This is a genomic window from Marinibaculum pumilum (assembly GCF_042646425.1).
GTDB classification, from domain to species: domain Bacteria; phylum Pseudomonadota; class Alphaproteobacteria; order Ferrovibrionales; family Ferrovibrionaceae; genus Marinibaculum; species Marinibaculum pumilum.
In genome coordinates this window covers 59,940-72,185 of record NZ_JBHRTR010000037.1, presented here as the reverse complement: position 1 = coordinate 72,185, position 12,246 = coordinate 59,940, and the positions used below count along the sequence as shown (strand labels likewise).

The 12,246-nt window shown below is 70.7% G+C and carries 9 protein-coding genes; 6 read left to right on the top strand and 3 right to left on the bottom strand.

All coding sequences use genetic code 11. From position 1 onward, the window contains the following. Positions 1–37: 37 nt before the first annotated feature. The 3 genes from ACFOGJ_RS23605 to ACFOGJ_RS23595 form a co-directional block, all read right to left on the bottom strand. Positions 38–2,917 (bottom strand): FecR domain-containing protein, encoded by a 2,880-nt coding sequence (locus tag ACFOGJ_RS23605; protein WP_379905260.1) that lies wholly within the window; start codon positions 2,915–2,917, stop codon positions 38–40. Then, positions 2,914–5,940: a FecR domain-containing protein gene (locus ACFOGJ_RS23600; protein ID WP_379905258.1), complete on the bottom strand. Its 3,027-nt coding sequence runs from the start codon at positions 5,938–5,940 to the stop codon at positions 2,914–2,916. The genes ACFOGJ_RS23605 and ACFOGJ_RS23600 overlap by 4 nt, the downstream gene beginning before the upstream one ends. A 130-nt stretch (positions 5,941–6,070) precedes the next feature. Further along, positions 6,071–7,534, bottom strand: coding sequence for a tetratricopeptide repeat protein (locus ACFOGJ_RS23595; protein ID WP_379905256.1), 1,464 nt, complete (start codon positions 7,532–7,534; stop codon positions 6,071–6,073). A 131-nt stretch (positions 7,535–7,665) separates the two neighbouring features. On the opposite strand from ACFOGJ_RS23595, the gene ACFOGJ_RS23590 reads away from it, so the two are divergent. The 6 genes from ACFOGJ_RS23590 to ACFOGJ_RS23565 all read left to right on the top strand — a co-directional run bounded on the left by ACFOGJ_RS23590 (position 7,666) and on the right by ACFOGJ_RS23565 (position 12,189). After that, positions 7,666–8,490 carry an N-formylglutamate amidohydrolase gene (locus tag ACFOGJ_RS23590; protein ID WP_379905254.1) on the top strand — a complete coding sequence of 275 codons (825 nt, stop codon included), beginning with the start codon at positions 7,666–7,668 and terminating at the stop codon, positions 8,488–8,490. Continuing rightward, positions 8,487–9,644: a carboxylate-amine ligase gene (locus ACFOGJ_RS23585; RefSeq protein ID WP_379905252.1), complete on the top strand. Its 1,158-nt coding sequence runs from the start codon at positions 8,487–8,489 to the stop codon at positions 9,642–9,644. The genes ACFOGJ_RS23590 and ACFOGJ_RS23585 overlap by 4 nt, the downstream gene beginning before the upstream one ends. A gap of 103 nt (positions 9,645–9,747) precedes the next feature. Next, a complete protein-coding gene (locus tag ACFOGJ_RS23580; RefSeq protein WP_379905250.1) occupies positions 9,748–10,041 on the top strand; it encodes a DUF1244 domain-containing protein in 294 nt (97 codons plus the stop codon). Between the two features lie 235 nt (positions 10,042–10,276). Then, a complete protein-coding gene (locus ACFOGJ_RS23575) occupies positions 10,277–10,558 on the top strand; it encodes a DUF2312 domain-containing protein (protein ID WP_379905248.1) in 282 nt (93 codons plus the stop codon). Positions 10,559–10,626: 68 nt separating this feature from the next. After that, a complete protein-coding gene (locus ACFOGJ_RS23570) occupies positions 10,627–11,022 on the top strand; it encodes a hypothetical protein (RefSeq protein ID WP_379905246.1) in 396 nt (131 codons plus the stop codon). A gap of 9 nt (positions 11,023–11,031) precedes the next feature. Continuing rightward, positions 11,032–12,189: an ATP-binding response regulator gene (locus ACFOGJ_RS23565; RefSeq protein WP_379905244.1), complete on the top strand. Its 1,158-nt coding sequence runs from the start codon at positions 11,032–11,034 to the stop codon at positions 12,187–12,189. Positions 12,190–12,246 lie beyond the last annotated feature (57 nt).

Sequence of the window (12,246 nt, the reverse complement as noted above, 5' to 3'; positions counted from 1 at the left end):
CGAGAACGACAATGCTTCTATCAAAGATGGGAACGCTCTAGTTCGTCCGGTCGAGCATCCAGGTGCCGGCGGCGGAATAGCCCGCCTGCCCCTGCACCGCGAAGCTGCCGCCCATCGCCGCCACCGGATCGCCGCCGCCGCTGAAGAAGGAGCCGTCGACCGACATCGTCCTGGCCGCGGCGACGCTTTCCGCCGCGCCGGTGATCTGGCGCCCGTCGATCGATGAGAGGCTGCCGGCATAGTCGGCAGCATCGAATCCGTTGACCTGCATCGCACCGGCCCGGGTGCCGAAGTTCCAGTTGACATTCATGTCGCCGCTGGCGATATGGCGCTGCGCGCCGTCGATCACCCCGCCGATCATCTGGCCGGCATAGCTGGCGCTGCCGGAGGTCGGGATCTCGACCAGTTCCGGCAGTTCGCCGGCCACCCAGCTCGCCATGTGGTAGCGCTCTTCCGACCCGTCGGGCCAGCTGGTGGCGCCCGACCAGAAGCCCCAGTCCAGATATTCGCAGGTGCAGGTCTGGGCGTCCGGCCACAGCTCCGCCGGGTTGACCGACCGGCCGGTGACCAGCACCAGCGCCTGGCTGACCGCCTGCGTGCTGCCCGAGGTTGCCATGGTGTCGGCGTCGCGGGCGATGTAGCGGCCATTGTCGATGAAGGCGCTGGTCGGCGCGGTCGCCGGATCGCCGCCGCCGTCGCCGCCCAGATGCAGGGTGCGCAGGCCGCCGACATCCTGCCGCTCGACCCGCAGTTCCGCCGTCACCCGGCCGGAGCTCGTATCGGTGCGGACCAGGATCCCGCCCGGCGCGATTTCTCCGGGATCGTTCCGCAGGGTGAAGGTGGCCACCGTGCCGTCGGCGCTGCGTGCCGCGCCGACCCCGCCGGTGAAGCCGCGCATGAAGCGACTGCTGCGTTCGGACAGATAGCCCGACGGCGTCGCCCCGCCGGGCTGCACGATCTGGCTGAACCATTCGCCCTGCGCCGCCGAACCGTCCAGGGCGGTGGCGGACATCGCGGAGGTGCTGCGGCTGACCGTCCCGCTGGCCGTGTCCAGGCTCAGTGCGGAGGGATCCAGGACCGCGTACTGGCCGCTGCCGCCGAACATCGCCGAGCCTTCCTGCAGGCCGGCGCTCGACACCGATGCGGCGAGCGCGGTGGGGGTTGCGGTCGCGCTGTCGCGACGGCTGCCGACCAGCGTGCCGGCAAAGGCCGGACGGCCGCTGCCAGGCGCCCCCTCCTCAACGATGGTCAGGATCGTCCCCGTCATCAGCGAGACCTGCGCCGCGCCGCTGCCGGAGATCATCAGCGAGGTCTGGAAGCCCACCGGCGCGGTCAGCCCGGCGGTGCGGTCGGCGCTGGAGATGCCGGGACCGTAGCGGAGGTAGAGCGGCGACAGGGCGGTCCCCGTCACATTGCTGCCGAATGGTATGCTGCCGCCCTCGAAGGGCAGAGGATCGAACAGGCCGCCGACGGCCAGGGCCGTGCTGCCCGTCGTCGGGATCAGCGACAGGCTGGTCTGGCTGCCGCCGAACAGCAGGAAGTCCTGGCCCGCGCTGGCGCTGCCTGCGGTGCCGCGCCCGCCGGCGCGCCAGAAGCTGTCGTCGGCAAGGGCCAGCATGCGGCCCGAGAAGGCGGCCAGCGGCGCGGTGGAATCCGCGTCGGAAATGGCATATTCCACGCCGTTCTCGACCAGCGGGAAGCGGTAGCTGCCGCCGGTCGCGGTGGCAACGGCGAGGTCGGCCCCCACCTCCGCGGCGCTGCGGATGAAGGCGCTGTTGGCCGCGCCGAGGGTGGCGGCACCGGTTTCCGGATCGTAGGCGGTGACCAGCGGGGTCAGCAGCAGGCGGCCATCGCCGGCACGCTCCACGGCATCGGAATCGGTGGGTTCCTCCTCTACCACCTCGTCCGGCACATCCTCCGGCGCGTCGCCGTCATCGGGTTCCGCCTCCACGACCTCGGGCTCCTCCTCCACGGGCTCGTCGGGATCGTCATCGTCCCGGCGCAGCACGACGAGTTCGGGCTGCCGGACTTCGCGGCTGCTCTCCGTATCAAGGTGCGTCTCGGTCGCGACGCGGGCATCCCCGTCGACCGGCGCGCCGTTTTCCCCGTCGCCGCTGCTCTCGCCCGACAGGCCGGAGCGCTGCAGGGCACCGTCCGGATCGGCATTGCCGCCGCCCTGCTGTCCGCCACCGTCCCGGCCATTGCCCTGGGCGGCCTCTTCGCCCGCCGGCTCCGGCGGCGGTTCGCGACCCTCGAACACCGACAGGGTCGCCGTCACCTCGGTGCCGGTCATGATCCGCGGCGGTTCCGGCGGCGCGCCGGGAAGGATGTCGATCACGGTGCCCGGCAGGTCGGTGCTGCGGGTCACGCCGGCGCTGGTGACCGTCAGGCTGTCGCCGAACAGGAAGCCGGCGGTGACCCCGCCATCCTCGCCGACGGCGAATGTGCCGATCCCGCCGCGGATGCCCATCGTCGCCGAGGTGGTCTCCACCCGGATCGCCTCGCGCTTGCTGATGCGGCCGCCGACGATGCGCAGGACGCCGCGCCCGAGCCGTACCGCCAGTTCGCCGGAATCGTCGCCGGGATCGTAGACGAAGCGATCCAGAACCAAGTCGCTGTTGGGGCCGATGCTCATCGCCGAGCCGTCCAGGAACAGGAGCTGGACCTGCCCGTTGGCCGTGGTCGTCACCCGCTCGTCGGCCTGGATGTCGATGCCGACATGCAGCACCCGGCGGCTGCCGCCCGGCGGCGTGCCCTCCGCTTCCGGATTGATGGCGGAGGCGACGCCGATCCGGCTGTCCGTGGCCGCCGCGGCCGCCGCGGCCGGCAGCAGGGCGATACCGAGGGCCAGAAGGAGCGAGGCCGCGGGCGACGGCGCGTTGCGGCATGAGGTCGGTCGGCGGTTCGGCTGGATCACTGCACCTGGTCCAGGGCCCATGTTCCGCCGCCGGCATAGCTCTGCGAGGCGTTCTGCACGATGAAATGCCCGCCCATGGCGGCCACCGGATTGCCGCCGCCGGCAAAGAAGGCGCCGTTCAGCGCCATCTGCCGGGCAGCGTCGGCAGTCTGCCCGGCACCGACGATGGCGCGGCCGTCCTGGGAGACCAGCTGCCCGGTATAGTTCGCGGCATCGAAGCCGGTCACCTCGAAGCCGCCGGCGCGCTCCGCGAAGTTCCAGTTCGCCCCCATCTGCCCGGCGGCAATGTAGTTCGCGCCGTCGTTGAAGACCGAGCCGATGATATGGCCGCCATAGCTGGCCGTGCCGGTTGTGGGAATCTGCGCCAGCGACGGCAGTTCGCCGGCCACCCAGCTGGCCATGTGGTAGCGCTCCTCGCTGTCGTCCTGCAGGGACACCGCACCCGACCAGAAGCCCCAGTCCAGGAAGGCGCATTCGCAGGGCTGCAGGCCCAGCTGGGCGGGATCGACGGAGGCGGCGGTGACCAGGACCAGGTCCTGGCTCTTCGCCGTCTGCCCGGTGCCGGTGACCGCGTTGTAGGTGGGAGATTCCAGCGCGATGTAGCGGTCGTCGTCGATCAATGCGCTGGACGGCTGCGCCGTCGTCCCATTGCCGTCGCCGCCGAAATAGAGCACCCGCGCCGAACCGCCCAGCACGTCGGCCAGCACCATCGACGCGGTGACAGTGCCGTTCGCACTGTCGGTCTGCAGCGACAGGCCGCCCGGCATGCTGCCGAACGCACCGGTATCGATGAAGACCGCACCGCCGGTCTCGCCGCCGGTGGTGACAAAGCCGGTGCCGCCGGTGAAGCCCCGCATCGACCGGCTGGTCCGGGACTGCAGGAAGTCGTCCGGCGTGGTGCCGCCGGGCTGGGCGGCCAGCACGAAATAGTCGTCGTCGGTATCGACCAGGCCGTCCGGTTGGCGCGCCAGCATGGCCGCGGTCTGGCGGGTCACCTGCCCGGTCTGCGGGTTCATCGTCAGGGCGGACGGATTCAGCACAAGGTACTGGCCGGCATCGCCGAAGACCGCGGAGCCCCGGGCCAGACCGACGCTGGACAGGGAGGACCGCAGCGCCACCGGCGCGTCGTGGCCGGCCTCCTTGTAGCTGCCGCGCAGGCGGCCCGACAGCGCCGGCAGGCCGCTGCCGGGGCTGCCCTCCTCCACGATCGTCGCCACGGCGCCCGCCATGAACGAGGTCTGCGCCGCGCCGGTGCCGCTGATCATCAGGGAGGCCTGGTAGCCCAGGGGCGGTGCCGCACCCGCCTGGCGCTGCGAAAAGGCGATCCCCGGCCCGTGCCGCAGGTAGAACGGCGACACGGCGATCCCGGCGGACTGGCTGTCGATCGGCAGGTCGCCGCCCAGGAACGGCAGCGGCGCCAGCAGGCCGCCGATCGCCAGGGCCGTGGTGCCCGATGTGGGCAGCTGTGCCAGTGTCGTCTGGGTGCCGCCGAACAGGATGAACTCATGCGCCCCGCCATCCGCACCGGCGGCATGCCCTGTCCCCGCGACCCGCCAGAAACTGCCGTCGGCGGCCACGTACATCCGGCCGCTGAAGCTGTCGAAGGGACCGGTGGCCGTCGCCGCCGAGACGGCATACTCGCTGCCGGTCGCCTGGTAGGGGAAATCGAAGGCCGCGCCGGTGACTGTGACCGGCCGGATGCGGCCGCCCGCGACCTCGGCCGTGGCGAGGAACGGCGTATTGTCGCCCAGGAACTGAACCGCCAGGGTCTGCGTGTCGATGCCGTCGAAGACCGGGTCGCGCAGCAGGCGGCCGGCGACGGTCGGCGATGGGGCCGGCAGGCCGTCCTGCTCCTCCTCGGTGCTGCCCTCGGCCACTGTCTGGTCGGTCTGCTGCTCCAGGCGCCCGAAGTCGGCGATCGCGTCCTCGCTGCTGCGGCGCTCCGCACCGGCATCGGCCACCGAGCGGCCGCCGGCCCCCTCCGCGGTGCTGCCGCTCTCCGTCGGCGGCGGCCGGCTGCCCGCCGTGCTGCCGGCCTGGCGCCCTTCCGGCGTGACCGGATCGACGCCGGACGGCTGTTCGGAGGACGCGCTGCCCGACACGCCGGAACTCACCAACGCGCGGTCCGGATCCACATCGGCATCGCCGGACTGCCCCTGCGTCGGGTCACCGGCCCCGATCCGGTCGTTCGAGGAATCGCCGTCCAGGTTCCGCGCAGCTTCTGCCTGCCGGGTTCCGCTCCGCGCCGCGGCGCCGGTGGAGGTCCCGGCCTGGGCATTCCCGCTCCTGCCATTCCCGGCAGCGCCCCGATTGCCGCCCTGGCCGCCGGCAGCGCCGGCCCCGTCCCGGCCCCCGCTGCCCGGCGGGCGGCCGTTGAAGGCGGCGAGCGACGAGGTGATCTCGCCGCGGCTCAGGATCCGCGGCGGCTGCGGCGGCTGCCCCGCGCCGGCCTCGATCGCCGTGCCGGGCATGTTCGTGCGCTGCGTCTGGCCCGCGCTTGTCACCGTCATCTCGTCGCCGAACAGGAAGCTCGACTGGACGTCGCCGCCATCGCCCACATTGATCATCGCGATGCCGCCGCGGATGCCGATGGTGGCGGATCCGGTCTCGATCTTCACCGCCTCGCGCTTGCTGATCCTGCCGCCCACGAATCGGAAGACGCCGCGGCCGACGGTGACCGCCAGGTCGCCGGTGTCGGTGGCGGGGTCATAGACGAAGCGGTCCAGCACCAGGTCGCTGTTCGGGCCGACGCTCATTGCGGAACCGTCAAGGAACAGCAGCTGCGCACGGCCGTCCGCGGAGGTCGTCACCCGTTCATCGGCCTGCATGTCGATGCCGACATAGAGCACCCGGGTCGCGGCGTCGGGCGGCGTCCCTTCGGCGTCCGGATTGACCGCGGCCGTGACGCCGATCTTGCTGGCGGCAAGCGATGGCACCGCCTGCGCCGCCAGGAGCCCGACCCCCGCGGCGATCAGGGAGGCGGCCCGCAAGCCATGTCCAAGCTGCAGCTTTCCTGTCCTCATCGGCAAACCCTTGTCGGCGATCGACAGCCACGCCCGTGCGGCGGCGGTGGCGCCAGCCTCACATATATGGACCTTATGTCTTTTTCGTGCCGTAGCGGCGGTCACAATCCGGCGCGGGCCGGTCCCGCGGTCAGAACCGCCAGGAGGCGCCGAGGCTGACCGAGGTGTTGGTGTACTGGTAGTTCGGCAGCGAGGATGTCCGCTGCGTCCGCCCCAGCGACAGGATCCCCGTCCAGGACTGGCTGATCGGCACCGCCGTGATCGCGCTCAGCCGCCAGTCATGGTCCTGCCGCGTGGTGCCGGGGTCAACAGTCGGGTCCGGGCCGCCATAGCCGGTCAGCACCCGGCTGACGCTGACGCTGGTGGCCCATGGCAGGTCCTTTGGCAGTTCCCCCGCCACCAGGTCGGTGATGAAGCCGGGCTGGAACAGGTAGTCCAGGCCGATTCCCACCGCATATTCGGTATAGTCGTTGTAGTCGAAGTCCGTCTCGTTCCGGGCGGCGGCCAGCAGCCCGTTGACCACCAGGTTCTCCGTCAGGCCCTGACGCAGGCGCAGCGACACGCTGCTGGTGAAGCCCGTCTGCTGGTCGTTGCGGGGGCGGACGCTGTTGGAATGGTACTGCTTGGCCCGGCTTTCCGCGGTGAGGCGGATGTTCGTCCATTCCGCCGGCAGGGCGCGCAGCTCCATCCCGCCGCCCAGGCCGCTGTAATAGCGGTCGCCGCCCAGCTCCACATAGGTGCCGATCGCATAGCCGTACAGCGAGCCGTCGTCGAACAGGCCCGGCACGTCCAGCGGCAGCCGCGGGCCGGAAGTGAGCTCCAGGACGTTGAGGTCGACCCGCCGCTCCTTGTGCTGGCGGGCATAGTACAAGAGCGCCGTGCTCTCGATACTGGCCCCGGCCAGGGACTGCAGCAGGTAGTTGTGCTTCGCATTGCCGACCACGAACAGGTTGGTGTCGGCCTTCGAGGTGTATTCCTGGTCCAGGGTCGCGTCGAAGCCCAGCGCCCGGACCCCGGTGCCGCCAGGGGCGCTGGTCGCGTTGCTCTGGAAGCGCAGGCCGGCATAGACGCTGCCGGAGAAGCGGTGCTGCGAGAGGCGTTCGTCGATCTCCGCCAGGAAGGCATCGACACGGCTGCGCACGTCGGCCGGCACGTCCGGTGCCTGCAGGGCCGTGGTCAGGTAGGAGCGCGCGGCCTCGTAGGAGCCCAGGCGGAAATACAGCGCCCCCAGTTCCAGCCGCACCCGCGGCAGGTCGGGATTGATGAACAGCATCCGCTCCAGCGCCGCGATGGCGCCCTCGTAATCGGCCACCTCGATCGCCGCCTTGGCATAGGCGAAGGTCTTATCCAGGTTCGCCGGGTCCGCGATCATCGCCTTGAAGGCACTGTCGTAGCGGGCGCGGTCCGCCGGATCGGCCTGCGCCACCGGGTCGGGCGCCTGCGCACGCTGCGCGGCGGCCTGCGGCGCCATTCCGGCCAGTGCCGCCACCAGAGCAAGGGTTGCCGCGAGGCAGGCCCAGCGCGGCGCCGGGCGGCGCGCGACCTTCCGCGGACGGCAAAGTGCCTGCGCGACATTCCGCACTTCCGGCACCATCAAGAGACTCCCCCGAACTGCTTTGCCCCCCGGCTGCAGGACCCTGTGTAGCTGATTTGACCGCCGTTGCGAACAGCCGCCCCCGCGGCGCCAGCTTCCGGCCCGCGCGGCTTTCCGCTATCACCGGGGGCATGGAGAGGATACCGGATACCGGGCGTCCGGCCGCCGCGCAGGACAGCCCCTTCACCTGCCTGGCGCCGGACGGCGGCGCCCGCTTCGTCCTGGTCTGCGACCATGCCTCCCGGGCGCTGCCGCCGGAGGCGGGCAGCCTCGGCCTGGATCCTGCCGAACTGCACCGGCACATCGCCTGGGACATCGGCGCGGCCGACGTCACCCGGGCGCTCAGCGCGGAACTGGACGCGCCGGCCGTGCTGTCCGGCTATTCGCGCCTGCTGGTCGACTGCAACCGCGCGGAGGACGATCCGTCCCGCTTCCCGGAACAAAGCGACGGCACCGCGGTACCGGGCAATGCAGGCCTCTCCGCGGCGGAGAAGGCCCGCCGCAACCGGCTCTATGCCGCGCCCTATCACGACGCGGTGGCCGGCATGATCGCCCGTGCCGAGGCGCGGCTGGGCCATCCGCCGGCGATCGTCTCGGTGCATTCCTTCACGCCGGTGTTCCAGGGCCGGGAACGCCCCTGGCATGTCGGCATCCTGTGGAACGAGGTCGACGGCCGCCTGGCAAACCCGGTGATGGACCTGCTGCGGGCCGATGACGGCCTCTGCGTCGGCGACAACCAGCCCTACAGCGCCAGGCAGCCCGAGGGCCTGACCATGCGCCGGCATGCGGAGATGCCGGGCCTGCCGCATGTCCTGTTCGAGCTGCGCCAGGACCTGATCGACACGCGCGACGGCGCCACCGCCTGGGCCCACCGGCTGGCCCTGGTCCTGCGCCGCAGCCTGGAGCTCTATCCGCCGCCCTTCTCCCGGCTGGCATCCGGGGACGAACCGGTATGACCGGGCCGGGCGAGACGATCGGGATCGAGGAAGAATATATCCTCGTCGACCGCACCACGCGGAACGCGGTCACCGACCCGCCGCCGGACTTCATGGCCGCCTGCCGCGACGCGCTGGGGAACCATGTGCACAACGAGTTCCTGCTGAGCCAGATCGAGGTCGATACGCCGGTCTGCACCTCCGTCGCCCAGGCGCGCGACGAACTAGCCACCCTGCGCGGCACCATCGCCCGCACCGCCGCGCGTTTCGGCATGGCGCCGATCGCCGCCTCCACCCACCCCTTCGCCCGCTGGTCGGACCAGCGCCACACGCCGGGGCCGCGCTACGACCTGATCGCCCGCGACCTGGGCGGGGTGGTCCGCCGGCTGCTGATCTGCGGCCAGCATGTCCATGTCGGGCTGGACGACCCGGAACTGCGGATCGACCTGATGAACCAGGTCAGCTACTTCCTGCCGCACCTGCTGGCGCTGACCGGTTCGTCGCCGTTCTGGCAGGGCGAGGATATGGGGGTGAAGTCCTACCGGCTGTCAGTGTTCCACTCGCTGCCGCGCACCGGCCTGCCGGACCGCATGGAGACCCATGCCGCCTACCAGCGCATGGTCCGGCTTATGATCGATGCCGGGCTGATCGAGGAGGAGAGCAAGATCTGGTGGGATGTGCGGCCGTCCTCCAAATATCCCACCCTGGAGCTGCGGGTCTGCGACATGTGCACGACCCTGGAGGACGCGGTCTGCGTGGCCGCCCTCTATGCCTGCCTGCTGTCGATGCTGTGGCGGCTGCGGCAGCTGAACCAGCGCTGGCGGATCTATCCGAGCAGCCTGATCGCGGAGAATCGCTGGCTGGCGCAGCGCTACGGGGTGGAAGGGCAGCTGGTCGATTTCGGCAAGGGCGAGCGGCTGCCGCTGTCCGCCCTGGTGGAGGAACTGATCATGCTGGTGGAGCCCGATGCCCGCCGGCTCGGCTGCCTGGAGGAGGTACGGCATGCACGCACGATCGTGGCACGGGGAACCTCGGCCGACCGCCAGCGGCAGGTGCGCGAGGATGCGCTGGCACAGGGCGCCACGCCGGCGGAGGCGCTGTGCGCGGTGGTCGACTGGCTGATCGCGGAGACCGCGGCCGGCACCGTCGCGGCGGAAGATGCGGGCGCGGCCTGAAGGTTTTGACCCGGCGGCGCGCAGGCCCCACTTATGTGCAACCCCCACCTATGTGCAACGATGGGCCGGCCGACGGCCCGGCGATCGGCAGGAGGATGCAAGGATGGACGACAGCACACGCACCGAACTGGAGGCCGCGGCTTTCCGCCGCCTGGTGGAGCATCTGCGCGAGCGGCCGGAGGTCCAGAACATCGACCTGATGGGGCTGGCCGGCTTCTGCCGCAACTGTCTGTCGAACTGGTACCAGGAGGCCGCCCAGGCCCGCGGTCAGGAGATGGGCAAGGAAGAGGCGCGCGAGATCATCTACGGCATGCCCTATGCCGAATGGAAGGCGAAGCATCAGAGCGAGGCCAGCCCGGAACAGGTCGCGAAGATGAACGCCCAGGGCGGCCACTGAGCTGCGCCGGCAGACCTGCAGATACCGGCGGGCCGTTCCGGTCGACTCGCCTCCGGTGCTTGCGGCCATGCCGGGCGCGGGCTAAAAGCCCGCGCTTCCGGACGCGGGCGGCGCTGCGCCGTCAGGGACCCTGTGACGATCCCATGGCCGCACCGCCGGAGAACGGTCCCGGGCAGATTGATCGCCGGCCAGGTTAGTCAATGGGGAACCTGTGTCCCGCAGGATGGAGTGGTTGATGGCAGAGCATTCGGACGCGCCGAAATCGGGCGGCGACAATTTCGGAGGCGAGCATCTGCGCCAGATCGTGGCCCGGATCGAGCGCCTGGAGGAGGAGAAGCAGGCCCTGGCGGAGGATGTGAAGCAGGTCTATGCCGAAGCCAAGGCGCATGGCTTCGACACCAAGATCCTGCGCCAGGTGATCCGCATCCGTAAGATGGACAAGGCCGACCGCGCCGAACAGGAGGCGCTGCTGGACCTCTACCTGGATGCCCTGGACATGCGGGCGCCCGGCCAGTAGCGCCGGCTGCGGCTCTGCGGACCCGGGATCCTGAACGCCCAGATCCTCAGATGCAGGGAGGCGATGAAATGAAGCGACACGCCGCAGCCGCCAGACGGCCCGCGCTGACATTGTGTGCCGGCCTGGGCGCAATGCTGCTTGCCCTCGCCGCCCAGCAGCCCGCGGCCGCGCAGTCGGGAACGCCCTGCGCGGACATCAACAACACCACCGACTTTTCCTGGCCGATCCGCCTGCAGATCGGCGACGGGCCGCCGCAGCAGATGCGGATCGCGGAGCAGACCTTCGGCCGCTTCTGCATGCGCGGCATCCCCAGCACCGACACGCTGACGGTCACCGTCCGGTCGACCTGGGTGCCGGTCGGGGAATGCACCTTCGCACCCGGCGGCCTGGTGACGATCGAGCGCCGGCCGAACAGCGACGGCGAACAGCAGACCTTCGTCACCTGTGCCGCGCCGCGCGGCTGACGCATCGCCATGAAGCCGGTGGGCGATGGGATCCGCGTCCTGCTGATCGAGGACGATCCCGAAGACGCGGAGATCTTCGCCGACATGATCGGCGACTGGCGCCTGCACCGCTTCGAGATCACCGTCGCCAATGGCATGGAAGCTGCCGCCGCGGCGCTGCGGCAGGACCGCTTCGACACCGTGGTCACCGACCTTGGCCTGGGACCCTATCAGGGCCTGGAAACCCTGGAGGCCGTGCGCAGCCTCTGCCGGGACCTGCCGCTGGTCGTCCTGACCGGCCTGGACGAGGAATCCGTGGGGCTGCGCGCGATCGAGATCGGCGCCCAGGCCTATCTGGAAAAGGGCGAAACCAACGGCAGGCAGGCCGCCCAGACCATCCTGCACGCGATCCAGAGGGCGGAAACCCTCGCCGCCCTCGACACGGCGCGGCGCAAGGCGGAAGCGGCGCAACAGGCCCGCTCGCGCTTCTTCGCCACCCTGAGCCACGAACTGCGGCAGCCGTTGAACGGCATGCTCGGCTATCTGCAACTGCTGGAGATGTCGCCTGCCGGCGAGGCGGAGGAGCATCCCCGGTATCATGCGGCCTTGCGGCAGAGCGCCGAGCATATGCTCGGCCTGGTCAACGACATCCTCGATTATGCAAAGGCGGAAGCCGGCGAGATGCAGCTCGACCGGCTGCCGGTCGACCTTGCCGCGGTGCTGCAGGAGGCGCTGACCGCGCTGTCGCCGCTCGCCGCGCAGCACGGCGTCCGGGTCGACCTGTCCGTCGCTTCGGAGCGCGCGGCCCGGATGGTGATCGGCGACCAGCGACGGCTCTGCCAGGTCGCCATCAACCTGCTGTCCAACGCGATCCGCTTCAGCCCCGAAGGGGCCACGGTCCGAATGGCCACCGGCGAGGCCGAGGGCTTCCGCTGGTTCTCGGTCGAGGATCGGGGGCCGGGGATGGATGCCGCCGGCATCGCGGTCGCCCTCGAACCGTTCGGGCAGGTGCATCGCAAGGGCGGCACGGGCCTCGGTCTGCCGTTCTGCGACCATGTCGCGAAGCTGCTCGGCGGTCGGCTAAGGATCGACAGCAGCCCCGGTCGGGGCACGATCGCGACCGTCCTGCTGCCCGCCGCCGTTCCGAAGGCGCCGCCCGCAGCACCGACTCGCGGCGCTGCCGGGTGACCGCAATGTCCGCGGGACAGCCCCGCGGCGCGATGAACAAGGGAACGTTCAGGCGCG